This is a genomic window from Mesorhizobium xinjiangense (genome assembly GCF_009749525.1).
GTDB classification, from domain to species: Bacteria; Pseudomonadota; Alphaproteobacteria; order Rhizobiales; family Rhizobiaceae; genus Mangrovimarina; species Mangrovimarina xinjiangensis.
In genome coordinates this window covers 42,706-67,226 of record NZ_WOAC01000004.1, presented here as the reverse complement: position 1 = coordinate 67,226, position 24,521 = coordinate 42,706, and the positions used below count along the sequence as shown (strand labels likewise).

The 24,521-nt window shown below is 62.4% G+C and carries 23 protein-coding genes; 4 read left to right on the top strand and 19 right to left on the bottom strand.

What is annotated here, in order from left to right; translation table 11 throughout:
• Window positions 1-2: 2 nt before the first annotated feature.
• The 17 genes from nuoN to GM909_RS05980 form a co-directional block, all read right to left on the bottom strand.
• On the bottom strand, window positions 3-1,439 hold the full coding sequence (nuoN, locus tag GM909_RS06060) for an NADH-quinone oxidoreductase subunit NuoN (protein WP_157015321.1): 1,437 nt from the start codon (window positions 1,437-1,439) through the stop codon (window positions 3-5).
• A gap of 15 nt (window positions 1,440-1,454) precedes the next feature.
• Entirely contained in the window at window positions 1,455-2,972 is a 1,518-nt protein-coding gene (locus GM909_RS06055) for an NADH-quinone oxidoreductase subunit M (RefSeq protein ID WP_157015320.1), read from the bottom strand.
• A gap of 2 nt (window positions 2,973-2,974) precedes the next feature.
• A complete protein-coding gene (gene nuoL, locus GM909_RS06050) occupies window positions 2,975-4,954 on the bottom strand; it encodes an NADH-quinone oxidoreductase subunit L (protein WP_157015319.1) in 1,980 nt (659 codons plus the stop codon).
• Between the two features lie 11 nt (window positions 4,955-4,965).
• A complete protein-coding gene (nuoK, locus tag GM909_RS06045) occupies window positions 4,966-5,274 on the bottom strand; it encodes an NADH-quinone oxidoreductase subunit NuoK (protein ID WP_157015318.1) in 309 nt (102 codons plus the stop codon).
• 11 nt (window positions 5,275-5,285) lie between these two features.
• Entirely contained in the window at window positions 5,286-5,906 is a 621-nt protein-coding gene (locus GM909_RS06040) for an NADH-quinone oxidoreductase subunit J (protein WP_157015317.1), read from the bottom strand.
• Between the two features lie 118 nt (window positions 5,907-6,024).
• Window positions 6,025-6,516: an NADH-quinone oxidoreductase subunit NuoI gene (gene nuoI, locus GM909_RS06035; RefSeq protein ID WP_157015316.1), complete on the bottom strand. Its 492-nt coding sequence runs from the start codon at window positions 6,514-6,516 to the stop codon at window positions 6,025-6,027.
• Window positions 6,517-6,518: 2 nt separating this feature from the next.
• A complete protein-coding gene (locus GM909_RS06030; protein WP_157015315.1) occupies window positions 6,519-6,710 on the bottom strand; it encodes a hypothetical protein in 192 nt (63 codons plus the stop codon).
• 1 nt (window position 6,711) lies between these two features.
• Window positions 6,712-7,758 carry an NADH-quinone oxidoreductase subunit NuoH gene (gene nuoH, locus GM909_RS06025; RefSeq protein WP_157015314.1) on the bottom strand — a complete coding sequence of 349 codons (1,047 nt, stop codon included), beginning with the start codon at window positions 7,756-7,758 and terminating at the stop codon, window positions 6,712-6,714.
• A gap of 10 nt (window positions 7,759-7,768) precedes the next feature.
• Window positions 7,769-9,850: an NADH-quinone oxidoreductase subunit NuoG gene (nuoG, locus tag GM909_RS06020; protein ID WP_157015313.1), complete on the bottom strand. Its 2,082-nt coding sequence runs from the start codon at window positions 9,848-9,850 to the stop codon at window positions 7,769-7,771.
• 61 nt (window positions 9,851-9,911) lie between these two features.
• On the bottom strand, window positions 9,912-10,643 hold the full coding sequence (locus tag GM909_RS06015) for an NADH-ubiquinone dehydrogenase (protein ID WP_157015312.1): 732 nt from the start codon (window positions 10,641-10,643) through the stop codon (window positions 9,912-9,914).
• A gap of 96 nt (window positions 10,644-10,739) precedes the next feature.
• Complete coding sequence (nuoF, locus tag GM909_RS06010) at window positions 10,740-12,044, bottom strand: NADH-quinone oxidoreductase subunit NuoF (RefSeq protein WP_157015311.1); 1,305 nt, start codon at window positions 12,042-12,044, stop codon at window positions 10,740-10,742.
• Window positions 12,045-12,049: 5 nt separating this feature from the next.
• Window positions 12,050-12,304, bottom strand: coding sequence for a hypothetical protein (locus GM909_RS06005; RefSeq protein ID WP_157015310.1), 255 nt, complete (start codon window positions 12,302-12,304; stop codon window positions 12,050-12,052).
• Between the two features lie 11 nt (window positions 12,305-12,315).
• The gene (locus GM909_RS06000; protein ID WP_157015309.1) at window positions 12,316-13,518 is read right to left on the bottom strand and encodes an NADH-quinone oxidoreductase subunit E; all 1,203 of its coding nucleotides are present in this window, start codon (window positions 13,516-13,518) and stop codon (window positions 12,316-12,318) included.
• Window positions 13,519-14,709 (bottom strand): NADH-quinone oxidoreductase subunit D, encoded by a 1,191-nt coding sequence (locus GM909_RS05995; protein WP_157015308.1) that lies wholly within the window; start codon window positions 14,707-14,709, stop codon window positions 13,519-13,521.
• Between the two features lie 120 nt (window positions 14,710-14,829).
• Window positions 14,830-15,432 carry an NADH-quinone oxidoreductase subunit C gene (locus GM909_RS05990; protein WP_157015307.1) on the bottom strand — a complete coding sequence of 201 codons (603 nt, stop codon included), beginning with the start codon at window positions 15,430-15,432 and terminating at the stop codon, window positions 14,830-14,832.
• An 11-nt stretch (window positions 15,433-15,443) separates the two neighbouring features.
• Window positions 15,444-16,025, bottom strand: a complete 582-nt coding sequence (locus GM909_RS05985) for a NuoB/complex I 20 kDa subunit family protein (protein WP_157015306.1) — start codon at window positions 16,023-16,025, stop codon at window positions 15,444-15,446.
• Window positions 16,016-16,381: an NADH-quinone oxidoreductase subunit A gene (locus tag GM909_RS05980; protein ID WP_157015305.1), complete on the bottom strand. Its 366-nt coding sequence runs from the start codon at window positions 16,379-16,381 to the stop codon at window positions 16,016-16,018. Before GM909_RS05980 ends, GM909_RS05985 begins: the two co-directional genes overlap by 10 nt.
• A gap of 337 nt (window positions 16,382-16,718) precedes the next feature.
• Here GM909_RS05980 and GM909_RS05975 point away from each other — a divergent pair, with 337 nt between their 5' ends.
• Window positions 16,719-17,957, top strand: a complete 1,239-nt coding sequence (locus GM909_RS05975; RefSeq protein WP_157015304.1) for a winged helix-turn-helix domain-containing protein — start codon at window positions 16,719-16,721, stop codon at window positions 17,955-17,957.
• 64 nt (window positions 17,958-18,021) lie between these two features.
• On the opposite strand, the gene GM909_RS05970 is transcribed toward GM909_RS05975, so the two are convergent.
• Both GM909_RS05970 and GM909_RS05965 read right to left on the bottom strand, forming a co-directional pair.
• Window positions 18,022-18,432, bottom strand: a complete 411-nt coding sequence (locus GM909_RS05970; RefSeq protein WP_198174145.1) for a DUF6481 family protein — start codon at window positions 18,430-18,432, stop codon at window positions 18,022-18,024.
• 226 nt (window positions 18,433-18,658) lie between these two features.
• Window positions 18,659-18,862 (bottom strand): hypothetical protein, encoded by a 204-nt coding sequence (locus GM909_RS05965; protein ID WP_157015303.1) that lies wholly within the window; start codon window positions 18,860-18,862, stop codon window positions 18,659-18,661.
• Between the two features lie 293 nt (window positions 18,863-19,155).
• Here GM909_RS05965 and topA point away from each other — a divergent pair, with 293 nt between their 5' ends.
• From topA to GM909_RS05950, 3 genes are read left to right on the top strand one after another with little or no spacing between them, the layout of a single operon-like run.
• The gene (gene topA / locus GM909_RS05960) at window positions 19,156-21,747 is read left to right on the top strand and encodes a type I DNA topoisomerase (protein ID WP_157015302.1); all 2,592 of its coding nucleotides are present in this window, start codon (window positions 19,156-19,158) and stop codon (window positions 21,745-21,747) included.
• Between the two features lie 5 nt (window positions 21,748-21,752).
• Window positions 21,753-24,086, top strand: coding sequence for a ribonuclease R (gene rnr / locus GM909_RS05955; protein ID WP_157015301.1), 2,334 nt, complete (start codon window positions 21,753-21,755; stop codon window positions 24,084-24,086).
• Entirely contained in the window at window positions 24,086-24,520 is a 435-nt protein-coding gene (locus tag GM909_RS05950; protein WP_157015300.1) for a DUF983 domain-containing protein, read from the top strand. Before rnr ends, GM909_RS05950 begins: the two co-directional genes overlap by 1 nt.
• Window position 24,521 lies beyond the last annotated feature (1 nt).

The following is a 24,521-nucleotide window of genomic DNA, read 5'->3' as shown; positions in this document are numbered from 1 at the left end:
GATCAGAAGAACGTGGTCGCGGCGGCTTCGGCCATGGTTCCGATCGGCCCGCCGATCAGGACATAGAACAGCACGAAGGCGCCCGACACGCCAAGTACGAGGCGAAGCTCGCCGGCCATCGGCAGAAACCCGCCGACGGGCTCGTCGAACCACATGATCTTGATGATCCGCAGATAATAGTAGGCTCCGACCACCGATGCGAGCACACCTATCACCGCCAAGGCGTACAATTCGGCATTGATCGCGGCGAGGAATACGTACCACTTGGCCCAGAAGCCTGCCATAGGCGGAATGCCGGCCAGCGAGAACATCAGGATCGTCAGGATCGTCGCCATCACCGGGTTGGTCGAGGCAAGGCCCGCCAGATCGTCGATCTGCTCGACATTGCCCTCCTTGCGCCGCATGGCCAGGATGAATGCGAAGACGCCGAGCGTCATGACCAGATAGATCAGCATGTAGATGACGACGCCGCGCACGCCCGCCTGGCTGTTGGCGGCGAGACCGACAAGGGCAAAGCCCATATGGCCGATCGAGGAATAGGCCATGAGCCGTTTGATGTTGCGCTGGCCGATCGCGGCGAAGGACCCCAGGAGCATCGACGCGATGGCGATGAACACCACGATCTGCTGCCAGTCGGCGGCGACCGGCTCGAATGCGCCGACGACGACGCGCACGATGAGCGCCATGGCGGCCATCTTCGGAGCGGCGGCAAAGAAGGCCGTGACCGGCGTTGGCGCGCCCTCGTAGACGTCCGGGGTCCACATGTGGAACGGCACGGCCGAGATCTTGAAGGCAAGGCCGGCAAGCACGAAGACCAGGCCGAACACGAGTCCCAACTGCCTGTCGCTGCCTGCCAGTTCGGCAGCAATGGCTTCAAATCCGGTGTTGCCCGTGTAGCCGTAGACCAGCGTGATGCCGTAGAGAAGCATGCCGGAGGAGAGCGAGCCGAGGACGAAATATTTCAGCCCGGCCTCGGTCGAGCGCACGCTGTCGCGGTTGATCGCGGCGACGACGTAAAGCGCCAGGGATTGCAGCTCGAGCCCGAGGTAAAGGGCGATCATGTCGTTGGCCGAGACCATCAGCAACATGCCGAGCGTCGCCAGCATGAGCAGGACCGGGAACTCGAACTTGTCGAACTTCTCCGCCTTGGCGAAGCCCACCGACATGATCAGCGTGACCACCGACCCGATCAGGGTCAGCATCTTCATGAAACGAGCAAATGCGTCGTTGACGAAGGCACCGTTGAAGGCCGTGCCGTCCTGACCGAACAATGCCATCCAGGCGGCCGCGCCAATGAGAATGGCCACGGCAAGACCGGTCACGAGTGTATTGGAGCGCTCGCCGCTGAAAACGCCGATCATGAGCAGGACCATGGCCGAGACCGCCAGGATCAGTTCCGGGGTCGCCAGCGACAGGCTCGTGAGAAGGTCAGCCGTCATGGTTCAAGTCAATCCCTAGTGAGCAAGTGCGGTGGACATGCCGCCATTCGCGGCTTCGATGGACACGGTGACGTTGTTGACCAGCGCCTCGACCGAGGCCGCGGTGACGTTGAACACAGGCGTTGGATAGACGCCGAAGAAGATGACCAGCAGCACAAGCGGATAGATCACGGCCTTCTCGCGTGTCGACAGGTCAAGCAACCCCTTCAGGCTCTCCTTGGTCAGCGCGCCGAACACCACCCGGCGATAGAGCCACAGCGCATAGGCCGCCGACAGGATGATGCCGGTGGTGGCGAAGAATGCGACCCAGGTGTTGACCTGGAAGATGCCGATCAGCGTCAGGAACTCGCCGATGAAGCCGCTCGTGCCCGGCAGGCCCACATTGGCCATGGTGAAGATCATGAACACCACGGCATATTTCGGCATGTTGTTGACCAGTCCGCCATAGGCCGCGATCTCGCGTGTGTGCATGCGGTCGTAGACGACGCCGACGCACAGGAACAACGCGCCCGAGACCAGGCCGTGCGACAGCATCTGGAATATGCCGCCCTCGATGCCTTCCTGGTTCATGGCGAAGATGCCCATGGTGACAAAACCCATATGGGCCACCGAGGAATAGGCGATCAGCTTCTTGATATCCTCCTGCATCAGCGCCACCAGCGATGTGTAGATGATGGCGACGACCGAGAGCGTGAAGATCAGCGGCGCGAAATCGGCCGAGGCCAGCGGGAACATCGGCAGCGAGAAGCGCAGGAAGCCATAGCCTCCCATCTTCAGCAGGATGGCCGCCAGGACCACGGAGCCCGCCGTCGGCGCCTCCACGTGTGCGTCGGGCAGCCAGGTGTGAACCGGCCACATCGGCATTTTCACGGCGAAGGAGGCGAAGAAGGCCAACCAGAGCCATGGCTGCATCCCGGCCGGGAAATCATGCGTCAAAAGCTGCGTGATATCCGTCGTTCCCGACTGCCAGAACATCGCCATGATGGCCAGCAGCATGAGAACCGAGCCCAGGAGCGTGTAGAGGAAGAACTTGAAGCTGGCATAAACGCGCCGCTTGCCGCCCCACACCCCGATGATGATGAACATCGGGATCAGGCCGGCCTCGAAGAAGACGTAGAACAGAACGATGTCGAGCGCGCAGAAGACGCCGATCATCAGCGTTTCCAGGACCAGAAACGCGATCATGTATTCCTTGACGCGCGTTTGCACCGATTCCCAGCTCGCCAGGATGCAAAGCGGCATCAGGAAGGTCGTCAGGATGACGAACAGCATGGAAATGCCGTCGACACCCATGTGGTAGGAAATGCCCGAATCGAGCCAGTCGGCCTTCTCCACCATCTGGAAGCCCGGATCGGACGTGTCGAACCCCGCCCAGATGAGGAGCGACAGGAGAAAGGTGAAGGCGGTCGTGAGCAGCGCGACGTTGCGAATGTTGCGCACGCCCGAATTTCCCTCGTCCCGGATGAACAGGATGATGAGGGCTCCCACCAGCGGCAGGAAGGTCACCGTCGTGAGAAGCGGCCAATCGGTCATTGCTAGAACGAGCTCCCGAGCATCATCCAGGTCACGAGCGCGGCCACGCCGATCAGCATCGCGAAGGCATAGTGGTAGAGATAACCGGTCTGCAGCTTGATGACGCGGTTGGTCATGTCGACCACGCGCGCCGAAACGCCGTCAGGACCGAAGCCGTCGATAAGCCAGCCATCGCCCTTCTTCCACAGGAAACGTCCGAGACGCATGGCGGGCTTGACGAACAGAAAGTCGTAGAGCTCGTCGAAATACCATTTGTTGAGCAGGAAGGCGTAGAGCAGACGATGCTGCCCGGCCAGCTTGCGCGGTGTCTCCGGCGAGCGGATATAGAACTGGTAGGCAACGCCCAGCCCGAGCAGCATGGCCACGAAGGGCGACAGCTTCGCCCACAGCGGTATGTCGTGGAACTCGTGCAGGATGTGATTGTCCGGCAGCGTGAAGAGCGCGCCTTTCCAGAAATGCTCGTAGTCGTGGCCGATGAAATATTCGTGGAAGATGACGCCGGCAAACAGCGCCCCGGCGGCCAGGATGAACAGCGGCACCAGCATGACCATGGGCGATTCATGCACGTGATGCATGACGTCGGCGGTTGCGCGCGGACGGCCGTGGAAGGTCATGAAGATCAGCCGCCACGAATAGAAGCTGGTGAAGATGGCCGCCACCACCAGGAGGATGAAGGCCGTCATCGCCATGGCGTTGTGGCCGACGAAGGCGCCTTCGATGATGGCGTCCTTGGAGAAGAACCCGGCCGTGCCGATGAGAGTGGCCGGAATGCCCACGCCCGTCAGCGCCAGGGTGCCGATGATCATCATCCAGTAGGTGTAGGGAATGAGCCGGCGCAGGCCGCCCATCTTTCGCATGTCCTGCTCGTCCGAAACGGCGTGGATGACCGAGCCCGAGCCAAGGAACAAGAGTGCCTTGAAGAAGGCATGCGTGAACAGGTGGAAGATGGCCGCCGAATAAAAGCCGAGCCCGATCGCCACGAACATATAGCCGAGCTGCGAGCAGGTCGAATAGGCGATCACCCGCTTGATGTCGTTTTGCACCAGGCCGACGGTCGCCGCGAAGAAGGCGGTGAAGGCGCCAATGAAGGTGACGATGATCAGCGCGGTGTGCGAAAGTTCGAAGATCGGTGACAGCCGCGCCACCATGAAGACGCCGGCCGTGACCATGGTCGCGGCATGAATCAGCGCCGAAACCGGTGTGGGGCCTTCCATGGCGTCCGGCAGCCAGGTGTGCAGCGGCACCTGCGCCGACTTGCCCATGGCCCCCATGAACAGGAGCAGGCAGACCACGGTCAGCGCGGCATGATGGTCGAGCTGGTAGCCAAGGAAGTTAAGAACCGTCTCGCTGTTCTCGACGTCCGGCATGAAGGCCTGGGTGCCGTTGAAGATGACGTCGAAATTGACCGAGCCGAAGAGCACGAAGACGCCGAAGATGCCGAGCGCGAAGCCGAAATCGCCGATACGGTTGACGACGAAGGCCTTGATCGCCGCCGCATTTGCCGACGGTTTCTTGTACCAGAAGCCGATCAGCAGATAGGAGGCAAGCCCGACGCCTTCCCAGCCGAAGAACATCTGCACCAGATTGTCCGACGTCACCAGCATGAGCATGGCGAAGGTGAACAGCGACAGATAGGCGAAGAAGCGCGGCCGGTGCGGATCGTTGTGCATGTAGCCGATCGAATAGATGTGCACTAGGGCCGAGACGGTGTTGACCACCACCAGCATGACCACGGTCAGCGTGTCGACGCGCAACGCCCAGTCGGCATCGAGGCTGCCCGACTGGATGAAGCGCATCACCGGCACGGTGAAGGTCTCTCCGTCGCCGAACCCGACGGTGAAGAAGGCCACCCATGACAGGAGCGCCGAGATCACCAGGAAGCCCGACGTCACATATTCGCTCGCCTTGGCGCCGATCGAGCGGCCGAAGAGCCCGGCAATGAGAAAGCCGACGAGCGGCAGAAAAACGATCGTCTGATACATGATCTGTCCCGTCAGCCCTTCATCATGTTGACGTCTTCGACCGCGATCGAACCGCGGTTGCGGTAGAAGACGACGAGAATGGCAAGTCCGATGGCCGCCTCTGCGGCGGCGACCGTGAGCACGAACAGCGCGAAGGCCTGACCGACCAGGTCGCCCAGGGCGGCCGAGAAGGCGACGAAATTCAGGTTCACCGCCAGGAGAATGAGTTCGATCGACATCAGGATGACGATGACGTTCTTCCGGTTCAGGAATATCCCGAACACGCCAAGCGTGAACATGATGGCCGAGACGGTTAGAAAATGTGAGATACCGACTTCCATGATGCTACCCGTCAAATTCCCTTGCCAGTGTCGACTTCCACCACCTCGATGGCCGTCTGCGGAGTGCGGGCAACCTGAGCGGGTATGCTCTGACGCTTGACCCCGACCTTGTGGCGCAGCGTCAGCACGATGGCGCCCACCATGGCCACGAGCAGCACCAGACCTGCGATCTGGAAGAAGTAGATGTAGTCCGTATAAAGAATGTCGCCGAGAGCCGCGGTGTTGTGGCGCTCAGCCAAGGCCGGCGTCGGCATCGCGGTCTGCGCGGCCAGTTCGGGCGCGAAGGAATAGCCGCCGACAACGACGATCAGTTCCGCCGCCAGGATCAGCCCGACCAGCGCGCCGATGGGCGCGTATTGCAGCGCTCCCTGCTTGAGCTCGGTAAAATCGACATCGAGCATCATGACGACGAAGAGGAACAGCACCGCGACCGCGCCGACATAGACGACGAGCAGGATCATTGCCAGGAACTCGGCCCCCGTCAGCAGGAACAGCGCCGCCGCATTGAAGAAGGTCAGGATGAGATAGAGTACCGAATGCACGGGATTGCGCGCGGAGATGACCATGAAGGCCGCCCCGATCGCGATGAAGGCGAAAAGATAGAAGAAGATCGCCTCTAGTCCTGTAAGCATGGGTTCCCCCGGTTCGAGCGGCGGTGCCTGGGCTTCGCCTGTTTCCGGCCCCGACCGTCCCCGGCCCGGGCCGCCCTGTCCTTAGACGAGCGGCTGTCGCCCGTCCATCTCTGTGCATTCACCGATACGGCGAATCCAGTTGAATATTGCGCGCGATCTCGCGCTCCCAGCGGTCGCCGTTGGCGAGCAGCTTGTCCTTGTCGTAGTAGAGTTCCTCGCGCGTTTCGGTGGCGAACTCGAAATTCGGCCCCTCCACGATTGCGTCGACCGGGCAGGCCTCCTGGCAAAAGCCGCAATAGATGCACTTCACCATGTCGATGTCGTAGCGCACGGTGCGGCGCGTGCCGTCATTGCGGCGCGGTCCCGCCTCGATGGTGATGGCCTGTGCCGGGCAGATCGCTTCGCAAAGCTTGCATGCGATGCAGCGTTCCTCGCCGTTGGGATAGCGGCGCAGCGCATGCTCGCCGCGAAAGCGTGGGCTGATCGGCCCTTTTTCGTGCGGATAGTTGATCGTGTATTTCGGCGCGAAGAACTGGCGCATGGAAAGCGCGACGGCGCCGAAAAACTCCTTCAAGAGGAGTGATTTGGCAGCTTGGGCGAGAGCAGACATCGTCATTCTCCCGAAAACAGTGGGGCTACGAAGTAGCCGATGACCGGCAGCAGCACGAACTGGCTGAGACCGGTGATGTTGAGGACGCGCTTGGTCTCCGGCAGTTCGACGCGGCCGGCGAGCAAGCGCAGGAAATAGAAGTCCGCCGCCGCGACGATCAGTCCAACAAGGGCACCGATGAGAGCCATACTCATGTCACGCCACCAGGCCGGTGAATTTCAGGAAGGCGGCGGTCGCCACGACCATGAACAGCGAGATCGGCAGGAAGACCTTCCAGCCCAGACGCATCAGCTGGTCATAGCGGTAGCGCGGCACGAAGCTCTTCACCAGAGCGAACATGAAGAACACCGCGCACACCTTGAGGACGAACCAGACGACGCCCGGCACCCAGGTGAAGGGCGCGAAATCGAACGGCGGCAGCCATCCTCCCAGGAAAAGTATCGTGGTGAGCGCACACATCAAGACGATCGCGACATATTCGCCCAGGAAGAACAGCAGGAACGGCGTCGACGAATATTCGATCATATGGCCGGCGACGAGTTCCGATTCGGCTTCCACCAGGTCGAAGGGCGGCCGGTTCGTCTCGGCCAGGGCCGAGATGAAGAAGACGATGAACATCGGGAACAGGGCGAGCCAGTGCCAGTCCAGGAAGCTGTTGGGCAGTCCGGCCATGGTGCCGAGCCCGTCACGCTGCGAAAGAACGATATCGGTGAGGTTGAGCGAACCGACGCACAGAAGAACGGTGATGATGACAAAGCCGATCGAGACTTCGTAGGACACCATCTGCGCCGCCGAGCGCAGGGCGCCGAGGAACGGATATTTCGAGTTCGACGCCCAGCCGCCCATGATGACGCCATAGACCTCGAGCGAGGAGATGGCGAAGACATAAAGGATGCCGACATTGATGTTGGCGACCGCCCAGCCCTCGTTGACCGGGATGACCGCCCAGGCCGCCATAGCAAGAACGGCCGAGACCAGCGGTGCCAGCAAGAAGACGCCCTTGTTGGCGCCGGACGGGATGACGGGCTCCTTGAAGACGAATTTCAACAGGTCGGCAAAGGCCTGCAGCAGCCCCCACGGGCCGACCACGTTGGGACCGCGCCGCAACTGAACGGCCGCCCAGATCTTGCGGTCGGCATAAAGAATGTATGCGACGAAGATCAGCAGGATGACCAGCATGGCCACCGACTTCAAAAGAATGATCAGTGCAGGCAGCACGTAGATCGTAAAGAAACTGTCCATTGCCCCTGCCCTATTCCGCAGCCTGCTTGAAGCCGCCGCGCGCCAGCGCCGAGCATTCCGCCATCACGGCGGAGGCACGCGCGATCGGGTTCGTCAGATAAAAATCCTTCACGGCCGAGACGAATCCGCTCTTGCCGAGCCGGCCTGTCGTCTTTGCCAGCTTGGCGATATCGGCCGGGTCGCCCGCGGCGATCTCGTCAACCGCGGAAAGATGCGGATGCGTGTCGTAGAGCATGCCGCGCAACTGAGCGAGCGAATCGAAGGGCAACTTGTTGCCCAAAGTGTCGGACAGTGCGCGCAAAACGGCCCAGTCCTCCTTGGCTTCGCCCGGAGCGAAGCCGGCCCGGGACGTCATCTGCACACGGCCCTCGGTATTGACATAGGTACCGGATTTCTCGGTGTAGGTGGCTCCCGGCAGGATTACGTCGGCGCGGTGTGCCCCGGCATCGCCATGGCTGCCGATATAGACGGTGAAGGCGTTGCCGATCTTGTTCATGTCGAATTCGTCGGCACCGAGCAGGAAGAGCACGTCGAGCGCGCCCATCATGGCGGCAATGTCCTTGCCGCCCTCACCCGGCACGAAGCCGAGATCGAGACCGCCGACCCGTGCCGCCGCGGTGTGCAGCACGCCAAAACCGTTCCAGTCGTCGGCCACCGCGCCCACCACTCCGGCCAGCTTTGCCGCCAGTGCGAGCACGGCGCCGCCGTCGCTGCGCGCGAGCGCACCCTGGCCGACAATGACCATCGGACGTTTCGCCTTCTTCAGGACCTGGAAGAATTTGCCGTTGCCCTCGGCCAGATCCTTCAATGTGTCGGGACCGGCACCCAGCATCTCGTAGTCGTAGCGCAGATCGCCCATGTCGCCGACCACGCCGATCGGGAATGTGCCGGCGCGCCAGCGCTTGCGAATGCGCGCATTGATGACCGAGGCCTCGAAGCGCGGATTGGCTCCGACGATGAGCAGCGCATCGGCATCCTCGATGCCTTCGATGGTCGGGTTGAAGATGTAGCTGGCGCGCCCGTTTTCAGGGTCGAGCGCCGCGCCGTCCTGGCGGCAGTCCATATTGGCCGAGCCGAGCGACTGCATGAGCAGCTTGAGCGCGAACATCTCCTCGACCGTCGCCAGATCGCCGGCAATCGCACCAATGCGTTCTGGCGCCGTCGCACCCACCCGCTCGGCGATGGCGGCAAAGGCGGCATTCCACGAGGCAGGGACCAGCCGGCCGTTCTGGCGGACATAAGGCCTGTCGAGACGTTGCGAACGCAGGCCGTCCCAGATGAAGCGCGTCTTGTCGGAGATCCACTCCTCGTTCACCTGCTCGTTGACGCGGGGTAGGACGCGCATGACCTCGCGGCCGCGCGTGTCGACCCGGATCGCCGAGCCGACGGCGTCCATCACATCGATGGATTCGGTCTTCGTCAGTTCCCAGGGCCGCGCCTGGAAGGCATAGGGCTTGGACGTCAACGCACCGACCGGACACAAGTCGATGACATTGCCCTGCAATTCCGACGTCATCGCCTGTTCGAGATAGGTGGTGATCTCGGCATCCTCGCCGCGGCCGATCAGGCCGAGCTCGGAGATGCCGGCGACCTCGGTGGTGAAGCGCACGCAGCGTGTGCAGTGGATGCAGCGCGTCATGATCGTCTTGACCAGCGGGCCGATATACTTGTCCTCCACGGCCCGCTTGTTCTCATGGAAGCGCGACGAGTCGACACCATAGGCCATGGCCTGGTCCTGCAGGTCGCATTCCCCGCCCTGGTCGCAGATCGGACAGTCGAGCGGGTGGTTGATGAGCAGGAACTCCATCACCCCTTCGCGCGCCTTCTTCACCATCGGCGTGTTGGTGAAAACCTCCGGCGGCTCGCCATTCGGGCCAGGGCGCAGATCGCGCACGCCCATGGCGCAGGACGCGGCGGGCTTGGGTGGGCCGCCCTTCACTTCGACCAGGCACATGCGGCAATTGCCGGCGATCGACAGCCGGTCATGGAAACAGAAGCGCGGTATTTCAGCGCCTGCCTGCTCCGCCGCCTGCAACAGCGTAAAGTGGTCGGGTACCTCGATCTCTTTGCCGTCGACCTTGAGCTTCGTCATCCAACTGTCCTCGGCGCTTGCCGCCGTTCCGGTTTTGCCTGCCTGCCGCGAATCACCGCGATCAGGATGTCCTTTTCATCAGTTCCGCGGCCTGTTTCTGCCACGCGTCACGGCCGATACGGCCCTTGAAGCCCAGATGCTCTTCCACCCGGGCGATGTCCTTTTCGCTCCAGGCGGCGATCTGCGCATAGGTCCACACACCGAGCCCGTTGAGGACCTGTTCCATCTTCGCCCCAATGCCCGAGATCATCTTGAGATCATCGGGCCCGGCGCTGAAATCGACCGCCGGACGATCCGCCGCTCGCTCTATCGCGTCCCTCGCCTGCCCTGCGCCGGACGCCTGGTTGCCCTGCGCCACCGCATCGACGGCATCGGCAAAATCCTTTTCGATCGCCAATGCAGTCTCGCCGCCGGCCTGGATGGCCGCACGGGTTGCATCCTCGACGTCCTCGGCCAGGGTGTCGACCGCCGCCTTCACACGCCTGGCCGGCGATTTCGGCGCCTTGTAGGCCGGCGCATCGTCGTCATCAACCTCGCTGCGCAGCGCCACCACCGACATTTTCTGCGCCGCGTCCATCGATCCGGCGACCGCGCCCATCCAGGCGCCGAGTGCCTGTCCGGCCAGGCCCGCGCCAAAGGCCGCGCCGGCGGCAAAGGGCTGCATCATCAGATTGACGCTGCCCGCCGCCTGGTCTGAAAACATCGCCGAGAAATCACGGCTCATCCTGTCAAACTGCGCTTCCATGGTCTTAACGTCAGGCATCAGGTCTTCGGGTATGAACGACATCGACATCGGTTTTCTCCTCGTCGTTGCTTTCAATGCCCGCCCGGCTGCGTCCCTCGAATGCTGTGACCGGCGGCACGCCGGCTCCGTCTTCTTTGTTTCTTCTCACTCCGCAGCGACAAGCACCACCTCGGCACGGTGCGCGTTGCGCGTGAACTCGTCGATACGGCGCTCGATCTCCGGCCGGAAATGCCGGATCAGTCCCTGGATCGGCCAGGCCGCAGCGTCGCCGAGCGCACAGATCGTATGGCCCTCGACCTGCTTGGTGACATCGAGCAGCATGTCGATCTCGCGCTTCTGCGCCTCGCCGCGCACCAGCCGCTCCATAACCCGCCACATCCAGCCGGTGCCCTCGCGGCAGGGCGTGCACTGGCCGCAGCTTTCGTGCTTGTAGAAATAGGCGAGCCTGGCGATCGCTTTGACGATGTCGGTCGACTTGTCCATGACGATCACGGCCGCCGTGCCGAGACCCGATTTCAGATCGCGCAATGCGTCGAAATCCATCGGCGTGTCGATAATCTGGTCGGCCGGTACAAGCGGCACCGACGATCCGCCGGGGATCACCGCCAAGAGATTGTCCCAGCCGCCGCGAATGCCGCCGCAGTGCTTGTCGATCAATTCGCGGAACGGAATCGACATGGCCTCTTCGACCGTGCACGGATTGTTGACGTGCCCCGAAATGCAGAAAAGCTTGGTGCCCTTGTTGTTCTCCCGTCCAAAGGAGGAGAACCAGGCCGCGCCGCGGCGCAGGATCGTCGGCGCGACGGCAATCGATTCGACGTTGTTCACCGTCGTCGGACAACCATACAGGCCGACATTGGCCGGGAATGGCGGCTTCAGCCTCGGCTGGCCCTTCTTGCCCTCAAGGCTTTCCAGCAGCGCGGTCTCCTCGCCGCAAATGTAAGCGCCGGCGCCGTGGTGAACGAATACATCAAAATCGTAACCGTTCTTGTTGTTTTTGCCGATCAATCCGGCTTCGTAGGCTTCGTCAATCGCGCGCTGCAACGCCTCGCGCTCGCGGATGAATTCGCCACGCACATAAATGTAGGCGGCAATTGCGCCCATGGCGAAACCGGCCACCAGGCAACCCTCGACCAACGTGTGCGGATCGTGGCGCAGGATGTCACGATCCTTGCACGTGCCGGGTTCCGACTCATCGGCATTGACCACCAGATAGGCCGGTCGGCCATCGGATTCCTTGGGCATGAAGGACCATTTCAGTCCGGTCGGGAATCCGGCCCCGCCGCGACCGCGAAGCCCGGACGCCTTCATCTCGTTGACGATCCAGTCGCGCCCCTTGTCCAGGAGAGCCTTGGTACCGTCCCAGTGTCCGCGCGCCATGGCGCCCTTCAGGGAACGGTCGAACTGGCCGTAAATATTGGTGAAGATGCGGTCCTTGTCAGCTAGCACGGCCTTCACTCCGTCGTTTCGTCGACAATGTTCAGTCGACGTTCAATTCGCACCAGGCTCTCATCCATCCGCGTCATGGACTGATAGATGTTCCCAATATCCATGTGAGCAGCATTGGTTTCAGAGGACAGACCGCGCACCTGCGCGGAAATCGACACAAGTCGATTGTCCACCTCACCGAGCTTGTGCTCGATGTGCGACAAGCGCCCCTGCATCGTCTTCAGTACCTCGTAAATCAGCTCGTTGCTCACATCGGCCATGGTTCAAATCCTCACCGCGGCTTCTTGCCGAAGACGCGGACATATTCGGCCACGCCGCCCTTGGCCAGCGCCTTGGCCTGTTTGATCCAGTCGTCGCGCTCGATGCGGCCATGGAATTTCAGATAGGCGTCGACCCATTCGCGCTCGGCCTTCTTCCACGAAGCGACTTGCTTGTAGGTAAAGATGCCGAGCGAATGCAGAATTCCCTCGATCTTCGGCCCAACACCGGAAATCAGCTTCAGATCGTCCGGCTCGGACGGCCGCTCGATTCCGGCGGGACGGCTCTTGTCATCAAGCGTGGCAGCCTTGCTGGAGGCCACCACTTCCGGTTTCGCAGCCTGGCGCCGCGACTTGCGCGGCCGCGCCGCGCCTTCGACGGCCGGCTCGGTCTTGTCGGCCGCAACCGCATCGCCCACCGGCGGCGCAACGCTCGTGCGCTTCTCGCCATTGGCGCTCGCCTTGGTGTCGGAAGGCGTATTAACGGCCGGATTTGTTTCGACAGCGTTGGTCTTCGGCCTGGCGGCCTTCGATGGAGGAATCGGATCCCCTTCCGCCGGTTTGTCCGGTTTCGTCGCGGCGGCGCGCGTCTTGACCAGCACGGCCTTCTCGTCCTTGAGCGCGGTCAGGCCCGAAGCGGGCGCGGAGAAGGTCCGGTCGATCTGCGGGCCGGTGGGAACCATATCGCCCCTGCCCGCCTCTAACTCGTCGATGATCTCGGCCAGACGCTCGGGCGTCAGGTCCTCATAGGTATCCTTGAAGACCATCACCATCGGCGCATTCACGCAGGCGCCCTGGCACTCGACCTCTTCCCAGGAAAGCGTGCCGGCCTCGTTGGCGTGGAATTGCTCGGGATGGATCTTCTCGCGGCACACATCCATCAGCGCTTCGGAGCCGCGCAGCATGCACGGCGTCGTGCCACACACCTGGATATGCGCTTTCGTGCCGACCGGGTTGAGCTGGAACTGGGTGTAGAAAGTGGCCACTTCCAGGGCCCGGATATAGGGCATCTCGAGCATGTCGGCGACGTGCTCGATGGCTGCCTGCGTCACCCAGCCTTCCTGGTCCTGAGCAATCATCAGGAGGGGAATGACGGCGGATTGTTCGCGGCCCTTGGGATATTTCCTGATCCACGTCTTCACCTCCGCCGAATTCGCCTTGCTGAAGGCGAATTTGGCTGGCTGAAGAGCTGGCTCTGCGAGACGGCGGACACTCATCTATCTATCGACCTCACCAAACACGATGTCGAGGGAGCCCAACACGGCGGAGATATCGGCCAGCATGTGGCCGCGGCAAAGGAAATCCATCGCCTGCAGATGGGCAAAACCGGGCGCGCGCAGCTTGCAGCGGTAGGGCTTGTTGGTGCCGTCGGAAACCAGATAGACGCCGAACTCACCCTTCGGCGCCTCGACCGCCGCATAGACCTCGCCCTCGGGAACCCGGTAGCCTTCCGTGTAGAGCTTGAAATGATGGATCAGCGCTTCCATCGAGCGTTTCATGGCGTCGCGCTTCGGCGGCACGACCTTGCCGTCCTCGTTGGACACCGGACCTTGCTTGTCGGAACCGAGCAGACGGTCCACGCATTGCCGCATGATCCGCGCGGATTGGCGCATCTCTTCCATGCGGATCAGATAGCGGTCGTAGCAATCGCCATTCTTGCCGATCGGAATGGAAAACTCCATCTCCGGGTAACATTCATAGGGCTGCGACTTGCGCAGATCCCAACGCGCCCCGGAGCCGCGCACCATCACGCCGGAGAACCCCCAGGCCCAGGCATCTTCCAGGCTCACGACGCCGATATCGACATTGCGCTGCTTGAAGATGCGGTTGCCGGTAAGCAGTTCGTCCAGGTCGGCGACCGTCTTCAGGAACGGGTCGATCCACTTGCCGATGTCCTCGACAAGCTGGTCGGGCAGGTCCTGGTGCACGCCGCCGGGCCGGAAATAGGCCGCATGCATGCGCGCGCCGCAGGCCCGCTCGTAAAACACCATCAGCTTCTCGCGCTCCTCGAAGCCCCACAGCGGCGGAGTGAGCGCGCCGACGTCCATGGCCTGCGTGGTGACGTTCAGGAGGTGCGACAGGATGCGGCCGATCTCCGAAAAGAGCACGCGGATCAACTGGCCGCGCATCGGCACCTCGATCTCCAGCAGCCGCTCGACCGCGAGCGCGAAAGCGTGCTCCTGATTCATCGGCGCGACATAGTCGAGCCGGTCGAAATAGGGCACGGCCTGCAGATAGGTCTTGGCCTCGATCAGCTTCTCGGTGCCGCGATGCAGCAGGCCGATATGCGGATCGATGCGCTCGACCACCTCGCCGTCGAGCTCAAGCACAAGGCGCAGGACGCCGTGCGCCGCGGGATGCTGCGGCCCGAAATTGATATTGAAGTTGCGCACGGATGTTTCAGGCATGATGCGCCGTCCTTTCGCGACCAGAGCGAATAGCGAATAGCGAATAGCGAATAGCGAGCCACCGCATCACGTCATCTTCTCCTGTAGCCGCCTGATCATCGACCTGACCATATTTCCAATTCACCCCTTCGCCTTTTCATCGCCCGGCAGCACATAGTCCGTGCCTTCCCAGGGCGAGAGGAAATCGAAGTTGCGGAATTCCTGCCTGAGTTCCACCGGCTGGTAGACGACCCGCTTCACCTCGTCGTCGTAACGCACCTCGACAAAGCCGGTCAGCGGGAAATCCTTGCGCAGCGGATGCCCCTCGAACCCGTAATCGGTCAAAAGCCGCCGCAGGTCCGGGTGACCGATGAAAAGGATGCCGTAGAGATCATAGGCTTCGCGCTCGAACCAGTCCGCACCCGGATAGACCGACGTAACGGACGGCACGGGCGTGTCCTCATCGGTCTGGACCTTGACCCGGATGCGCAGGTTCTGCCGCGGCGACAACAGGTGATAGACGACGTCGAAACGATTTTCCCTCGAGGGATAGTCCGCGCCCGAAATGTCGATGAACGACACGAACTGGCATTGCGGATCGCGCTCGAGAAACGAAAGAACCTCAACGATATCGCCGGGCGCGACCGTCAGCGTGAGCTCGCCAAAGGCAACGGTCGCCGTCTCGACCTCCGCATCCAGCTTCTCCTTGATATAGGCCGCAATGTCCTTCAGCGCTTCACTCATGATGTCCTCGCTCAGCGCTCGATCGTGCCGGTGCGGCGGATCTTCTTCTGCAACAGAAGGATACCGTAAAGCAGAGCCTCCGCCGTCGGCGGGCAGCCGGGCACGTAGATGTCGACCGGGACGACGCGATCGCAGCCGCGCACCACCGAATAGGAATAATGATAGTAGCCACCGCCATTGGCGCACGATCCCATGGAGATCACGTAACGCGGCTCGGGCATCTGGTCATAGACCTTGCGCAGAGCCGGCGCCATCTTGTTGGTCAGCGTGCCGGCAACGATCATCACGTCCGACTGGCGCGGTGAGGCCCGCGGCGCGATGCCGAAACGCTCGGCATCGTAGCGCGGCATGGAAACGTGCATCATTTCCACCGCGCAGCAGGCGAGACCGAAAGTCATCCACATGAGCGAGCCGGTGCGCGCCCAGGTGATCAATGCCTGCGATGATGTGACGAGGAAGCCGTTGTCGGCCAGTTCATTGTTGATCTCGCCGAAGAACACATCGTCGGAACCCACCGGCTTTCCGGTGTTGGGATCGATGATGCCTTTCGGCTTCGGCGCGATCAGGGTCTGAGAAGAATCGTTCAGTCCCATTCCAGCGCTCCTTTTTTCCATTCGTAGATGAAGCCGATAGTCAATACGCCAAGGAAGATCATCATCGACCAGAAGCCGAGCCAGCCGATCTCGCCGAATGACACGGCCCAGGGGAACAGGAAGGCCACTTCCAGGTCGAAGATGATGAAGAGGATCGATACGAGATAGAAGCGGATGTCGAACTTCATGCGCGCGTCGTCAAAGGCGTTGAACCCACACTCGTAGGCCGACAGTTTCTCCGGATCCGGGCTCCGGTAGGCCACGATGAAGGGGGTGGCGACCAGGGCCAGCCCGATCACCAGCGCCACGCCGATGAAGATTACGATCGGCAAATAGGAAACGAGCAGTTCGTTCATCCGTCTGTCATCCTTACCTTCGCGCACAACGTCAGCATAACATTGCAGCGTTTCGATCAACCGCGACACATTGACGGAGGACGCCGGTGCAGCAAAGGCCATATTGCAACGCGGCGACGGTTAGCGCAGCGGCCCCCCGGACGCAAGTCAAACCTGCGCCACAATCTGCCCCGGCCATTGGTGCAGATGCGATTGGCCGGCCATCTGTGCGCGCATTGCCGAAGCACGGGACCTGACAATACGGTGTCGGTAGGCCCGCCGCGACAGGGTCGTTTCGGGTGACAGGAGAGCGGGCGGCAGGCTAAACAAGCTCACGAACGATGAAACGGGAGCACCCATGCGCGACTCGATCTCCTTGGCAACGGCGCGCCGCATCGCGTTGGCATCGCAGGGTTTTGCCGACAGTCGTCCGCAATCGGCCGTTACGCAACGCCATCTCGGCAAGGTCATCGGGCGCACCGGACTGCTCCAGATTGATTCCGTGAGCGCGGTCGTGCGCGCCCATTATATGCCGATCTTTTCGCGCCTTGGCGCCTATCCGATGCATCTGCTCGACAATGCCGCGTCCAAACGCCAACGACGCCTGTTCGAATATTGGGCGCACGAGGCCTCCTTCCTGCCCGTCGAAACATGGCCGCTGATGCAGTGGCGCATGGCCAAGGCCGGACGCAATGAGCGCATCTATCGCCGACTGGCCGAATTTGGGCGCGACCATCAGGCCTACATCGAAGAGATCCACCGCCTTGTCGAACGAGAAGGCCCAATTGCCGCTTCCGACATTGATGGACAGCGCGGGCAAGGCGGTTGGTGGGGCTGGAGCGACGCCAAGCATGCATTTGAATGGCTCTTCTGGGCCGGCCGCATCACGACCCATTCGCGCCGCGGGTTCGAGCGCCTCTACGACATACCGGAGCGGGTGCTCCCTGGTAGAGTGTTGGATACCCCGACCCCCGACGAAGCTGACGCCATACGCGAACTTCTACGCATTGCCGCACGCGCCCTCGGCGTGGCGACTGCCGCCGATTTGCGCGACTATTTCCGGCTGAACCCCGTCGAGGCCGACGAACGGATTGCCGAACTGGTGGAGGCAGGCGAGTTGCAGCCGGTTCGCGTCGAGGGATGGTCGCAAAAGGCCTGGATGTGGAAGGATGCCCGCAAGCCGCGAAAGGTTGATGCACAGGCGCTTTTGGCGCCGTTCGACCCTTTGGTCTGGGAAAGAGGCCGCACCGAACGATTGTTCGGCTTCCGTTATCGCATCGAAATCTATACGCCCGCCGAGAAGCGCGTCCACGGGTACTACGTGCTCCCGTTCCTGCTCGGCGACCGACTGGTGGCTCGTGTCGATCTCAAGGCGGACCGGCGCGCAGGCACACTGCGGGTCATGGCAGCCCATTGCGAATCGGGCGCTCCCCCAGAAACAGCGCAAGCCCTGGCCGATGAACTGGCGCTCATGGCTTGCTGGCTCGGAATGGAGGGGATCGAAGTGCTGCCAAAAGGCGATTTCGCCCCGGAACTGGCCGGGGCGTGCCGCCACGTGGACGTTGGCGAGCGTTTGGCGCTCTTGCCTTCCACATAGGGTGCCGTGCGCCCATTCGGACGCACGAGGCTTGCCAAGCTATGCGCCGGTGCGTGGCTGGCGGTCAGCCGATCTTGCGGACCCGAGCCTTGCGGGCCGCATAGCGCGCGTCACGTTTAGCCTTCTTTGAAGCTTCATCGGCCAGTTGTTCCTCCCGGTTGGCCAGCACTTTGGCTTCCCGGGCGATCTTCTGACGACGTTCTTCCTCTTCACGCGCCTTGCGCTCGGCCTCGGCGGCCGCCTCGCGTTCCGCCTTCAGCCGCGCCTGTTCGGCCAGCTTTGCCTGGCGCCGCGCCTCGCGTTCCTTTTCCCGCTCGGCGCGCGCATCGGCAACCGCTTTGCGCTCGGCAATGCGGGCCTGATATTCGGGATCGTCGGGACCGGGTCTGTTCTTGAACTTTTCGAGAAGAGCGGCCTTGGCGGCCATAGCGTCATTACGCCGTTCGGCGAAATCCTTGATCTTTGTATTCTTCAATTGTGACCTTCGATTCTCGTGCTGAGTATGATGCGCGCCCTAAATGATAAAAAGCCTCACGGCGATCAACCCCCTGGCACAGCAATTTTTCGTTGATCAAGACAATTCAGAGCCGCCATGCGGCGAATGCATGGCCGATCGGCCGACATGGCGAGCCAGACTCTTCACGCATGAAGACTCTACGCGCATGAAGAGCCGTCGACTGCATAGGAGATCAGCCGGGGTTTCAGGCGAGGCTGTTGCGTTTGAGTGTCCCTGAATGCCTCGGCGTGCCCTGCAGGGCAACCTCATTGGCCTCGAGCTGTGCCATTTCGATGAGATAGGCCAGCATTTCGTGATTGTCGGCATCGGCCATGGCCCGCAGCTGCACAAGCATGGAGCGCATGAATTCGAGCCGTTCCTTTTGACTGGTCGATTGGCGAGACATCATATGCCTGATTTCCGTATGCAGCACCGGGGCGGAACCTTCCTGTCCAAAAGTACAGGTTCCTTGAACATGGACGATTCGCAGAATGCAACTGATGCGTGTTGAAGAGTACCGTGCGTAAGCAGTGATTGCAATAGAGATCGGCGGCGACCCGCCGGCAGTCGAGGCCTGGCGATCATCCTGCTGCGGCCGAGGACTTGACCGCGGCTCATTGGCCCGCCATGTGACAGGCACGTTTTTACTGCCGGCGACGTGTGCAATCGGCCGCGCGCCGCAGACAAGGGATAGTTTCAGGCATGGATGTCGTCGTCGTCGAGTCGCCCAACAAGGTCAAAACCATCAACAAGTATCTTGGCCGAGATTATAAGGTGCTCGCCTCCTTCGGTCACGTGCGCGACCTGCCACCAAAGGATGGGTCTGTGCGCCCCGACGAGGATTTCGCCATGTCGTGGAGCGTCGACGGCGCCTCGACCAAACGACTGTCCGAGATCGCCAAGGCGGTCAAGGAAGCCGACGGGCTCATTCTCGCCACCGACCCCGACCGGGAAGGCGAAGCGATCTCCTGGCACGTGCTCGAAGTATTGCGGCAGAAAAAGGTGCTGAAGGACAAGCCCGTCAAACGGGTGGTCTTCAACTCGATTACCAAGAGCGCGGTGCTCGACGCGATGGCCCATCCGCGCGAAGTCGACCCGTCATTGGTCGACGCCTATCTGGCACGGCGGGCGCTCGACTATCTGGTCGGCTTCACGCTCTCCCCGGTGCTGTGGCGCAAGCTGCCCGGCGCCCGCTCGGCGGGCCGCGTGCAGTCCGTGGCGCTGCGCTTCGTGTGCGATCGCGAAAACGAGATCGAGCGCTTCGTGCGAGAGGAGTACTGGCAGATTGCCGCCGAACTCGCCACGCCGCGCCGCGATGCCTTCGAGGCGCGGCTGGTCGGTCTCGAGGGCAAGAAGCTGCAGAAGCTCGACATCAAGTCGGCCGAGCAGGCCGAGGAAATCCGCGTCATGCTCGACGGCGCGAAGTTCACCGCCGCGTCGGTCGAAGCCAAGCCGACCAAGCGCAACCCGGCGCCGCCCTTCACCACGTCGACCCTGCAGCAAGCGGCCTCCTCGCGCCTCGGATTTTCTGCCTCGCGCACCATGCAGGTGGCACAGCGGCTCTATGAAGGCATGGAAATCGGCGGTGAAGTGGCCGGCCTCATTACATATATGCGTACCGACGGCGTTCAGATGGCGCCGGAGGCGATCGAGGCCGTGCGCAAGTCCATCGCATCCGATTTCGGCGACAAATACCTGCCGGAGAAGCCGCGCTTCTATTCCACCAAGGCGAAGAATGCCCAGGAGGCGCACGAGGCCATCCGTCCCACGGATTTCACGCGCAGCCCCGCCGAAATGCGCAAATATCTCGAATCCGACCAGGCGCGGCTCTACGAATTGATCTGGAAGCGCGCCGTGGCCAGCCAGATGCAACCGGCCGAGATCGAACGCACGACCGTCGAGATCGAAGCGCGCAATGGCGACAAGACCGCCGCGCTGCGCGCCGTGGGCTCGGTGGTACGTTTCGACGGCTTCTTCGCAGCCTATGCCGATCAGAAGGAGGAAGATCAGGAGGACGAGGACACACGCCGTCTGCCCGAAATCAAGAGCGGCGAGACACTCGACCGCAACGTGATCAAGGTGACCAGCCACACCACCGAGCCACCGCCGCGCTACACCGAAGCGTCCTTCATCAAGAAGATGGAGGAGCTGGGAATCGGCCGGCCATCGACCTATGTCGCGACCTTGAAGACGCTCGAGGATCGCGACTACGTGGAGATCGACAACCGCAGGCTGATGCCGCAGCCCAAGGGCCGCCTGGTCATCGCATTTCTGGAAAGCTTCTTCGAACACTATGTCGAATATGATTTCACGGCATCGCTAGAGGAAAAGCTGGACGAGATCTCCGACGGCAAGCTGGCCTGGAAGGAGGTCCTGCGGGACTTCTGGAAGGACTTCTCGGGTGCGGTCGACGACATCAAGGAACTGCGCGTGTCCGAGGTGCTCGATGCGCTCAACGATGAATTGGCGCCGCTCGTTTTCCCGCAGCGTGAGGACGGCAGCGATCCGCGCATCTGCCCGCGCTGCGGCAACGGCAAACTGTCGCTGAAGCTCGGCCGCTACGGCGCCTTCGTCGGCTGTTCGAACTATCCCGAATGCGGCTTCACGCGTCAGCTTGGCGATGCCGCCAACGGCAACGGCAATGGCGAGGCGGCCGAGGACCGGCCTTTAGGCAGCGATCCCTTCACAGGCGAGGCGATTGTGCTGAAGAACGGCCGGTTCGGCCCCTATGTCCAGCGCGGTGAAGGCAAGGAGGCCAAGCGCGCCAGCCTGCCCAAGGGTTGGGATGCGGCGACGCTCGATCACGAACGCGCCGTAGCGCTGCTGTCGCTGCCGCGCGACGTCGGTCCGCACCCGGAAACCGGAAAGATGATATCGGCCGGAATCGGGCGTTACGGTCCGTTCCTGCTGCATGACGGCACCTACGCCAATCTCGATTCGGTGGAGGACGTCTTCTCGGTCGGCATCAACCGGGCTGTGTCGACCCTCGCCGAGAAGAAGGCCAAGGGACCGGGCGGGCGGCGCGGCGCACCCGCGGCCATCAAGGATCTCGGGGCGCATCCGGACGGCGACGGCAATATTACCGTCAGGGACGGGCGTTATGGTCCCTATGTGAATTATGGCAAGATCAACGCCACGCTTCCGAAAGGGACCGATCCGCAGAATGTCACGGTGGAGCAGGCGCTGGCATTGATTGCCGAAAAGGCGGCGAAATCGCCCGCCAAGGGCCGCAGCAAATCCACGAGCGCGAAGAAACCGACGAAAAAGAGCGCCACCGCGCAAAAGAAAGCCTGAAGAGATTGGCCAGACGCATCTCCGGCAAGAAATCCGAAGGACGCGGCAGGAACCGCACCGACAAAAGCGCTGCGTCAGACGACACGTCCGCGCTTCCCGACCGCGACGCCGTTCTGCGTTTCATCGCCGAAAACCCCGATCGGGCGTCCAAGCGCGATATCGCAAAGGCTTTCCGCCTGCGCGGCGCCGACCGCATCTGGTTGAAGGACCTCCTTGCCGACCTGCAGGCGGAAGGTCTTCTGGAGAAGCGGGCGAAACGTCTGCACCGGCCCGGCACTCTGCCGCCGGTTGTCGTGCTCGATATCGTCTCGCGCGATGCCGACGGCGGACTTCTGGCACAGCCCTCTGAGGAGGATGTGCGCGAAAATGGCGCACATCAGGTCGCCATCTCGCCGCCGCGCGGCGGCAAGGACCGTGTGGCGGGCGTGGGCGACCGGGTGCTCGCGCGGGTCTTTCCGACCGATTCCCCCGAGGGACCATCCTACACCGGCAAGGTGATGAAGATCTTCGACAAGCGCCGCGAGTCTGTGCTTGGCGTGCTGCGCAAACTGCCCGACGGCAGCTTGCGGATCGAGCCGGTTGAGCGCCGCCAGTCCGAACTCATCGTCGAAGCCGACCATGCAAAGGGTGCCGAGCCCGGCGACCTCGTCGAGGTTGCGCCGCAGCGTGCGCCGCGCCATGGCCTGCCGCACGCCCGCGTGCTCAATATTGTCGGATCGCTCGCCAGCGAGAAGGCGGTCTCCATGATCGCCCTTCACGCCCATGACATTCCGCACGTCTTTCCCGCCGAGGTGCTTGCCGAGACCGAAGCGGCCAAGCCGGCAACGATGGCCAGCCGTGAGGACTGGCGCGACCTGCCGCTCGTCACCATCGACCCGGCCGATGCCAAGGACCATGACGACGCAGTCCATGCCGCACCCGATTCCGATGCCGCCAATCCGGGCGGCGTGATCGTGACGGTGGCGATTGCCGACGTCGCGGCCTATGTGCGCACCGGAACGGCGCTCGATCGCGAGGCGCTGAAGCGCGGCAATTCGGTCTACTTCCCCGACCGGGTGGTGCCGATGCTGCCCGAGCGCATATCCAACGACCTGTGCTCTCTGCGCGAGGGCGAGGACCGCCCTGCCCTCGCCGTGCGCATGACCTTTGCTGCCGATGGCCGCAAGCTGCGGCACGGCTTTCACCGCATCATGATGCGCTCGGCCGCGCGGCTTTCCTACCCGCAGGCGCAAGCGGCAATCGACGGCGAGCCGGATGCCAAGACGCAGCCGGTTCTCAAGACGGTGCTCGAGCCATTATGGGCGGCCTATGGCGTGCTCGGCCGCGGGCGCGAAAAGCGTCAACCCCTGGCGCTCGATCTGCCGGAACGCAAGATCCTGCTCAAGGACGACGGCACGGTCGACCGCGTCGTCGTGCCGGATAGGCTCGACGCCCATCGCCTGATCGAGGAATTCATGATCCAGGCCAATGTCTGCGCCGCCGAGACACTGGAGGCGAAAAAGCAGGCGCTGGTCTACCGCATCCACGATGCGCCCTCACTGGCAAAGCAGGAATCGCTGCGCGAATTTCTCAAATCGATCGGCATGTCGTTGGCGCGCGGTCCGCAGATGCGGCCCGCACAGTTCAACGCGATCCTCGACCGCGTGCGCGATTCGGACGAGGAGACGCTGGTCAACGAGGTCGTCCTGCGCTCGCAGAGCCAGGCTGAATATTCGCCGGGCAATATCGGCCATTTCGGCCTCAACCTGCACCGCTACGCGCATTTCACCTCGCCGATCCGCCGCTATGCCGACCTGATCGTCCACCGCGCGCTCATTGCGGCGCTGGGGCTCGGCAAGGATGGGCTGACAGCCGACGAAGAGGCGCGACTGGAGGACACGGCAGCCCTCATTTCGGCTGCCGAAAGGCGGGCAATGGCGGCCGAACGCGACACGGTCGACCGGCTCGTCGCCGAGCACCTCTCCGGCCGCCGCGGCGAAGAATTCGAGGCGCGCATTTCAGGTGTCACCAAGGCGGGACTCTTTGTCCGATTGCCCGACTACGGCGCCGATGGATTTATACTGGTGTCATCGCTCGGCGATGATTACTATCTATATGACGAAACGACCCATTCTCTGGTGGGTGAACGCTCTGGCAAGGGATACAGGCTTGGAGATGCGGCGGACGTTCGCCTGATCGAGGTCGCGCCGCTGGCGGGTGCCATGCGCTTCGAGATGCTGAGCGATCCGCGAGAGATGCCGATGGCCGTGCGCTCTTATCACAAGGCGGGCCGCAAAGGACGAAGGCTCCAATCCGGACCGCCGCGCCGCGCCGGATCCGGTCGGGCAAGGAGACGCTGATGGAACAGCAGATTTTCGGCGGCCAGGCTGCAGCATCGACCACCGAGCGGCCGCTCTGGCAGGCCATGAAGCGTGGTTTTCTCGGCCGCTGCCCGCATTGCGGCAAGGGCCGGCTCTTCCGCGCTTTCGTCAAGACGACGGACCGTTGCGAGGTTTGCGGCGAGGAATTCCATCATCACCGCGCCGACGATCTGCCGGCCTATCTGGTCATCGTTGTCGTCGGCCATGTCGTCGTCGGCGCCTTCATGGGCGTCGAGGCGGCAATCATGTTGTCGGCCTGGCAGCATCTGGCCATCTGGGTTCCCCTCACCATTCTTTTCTCACTGGCGCTCCTGCAACCGACCAAGGGCGCGGTCGTCGGGCTGCAATGGGCCTTGCGCATGCATGGCTTCGGCGGGCATAGGGATGAGTTGGAGACCCATCCCGAGCAATGAG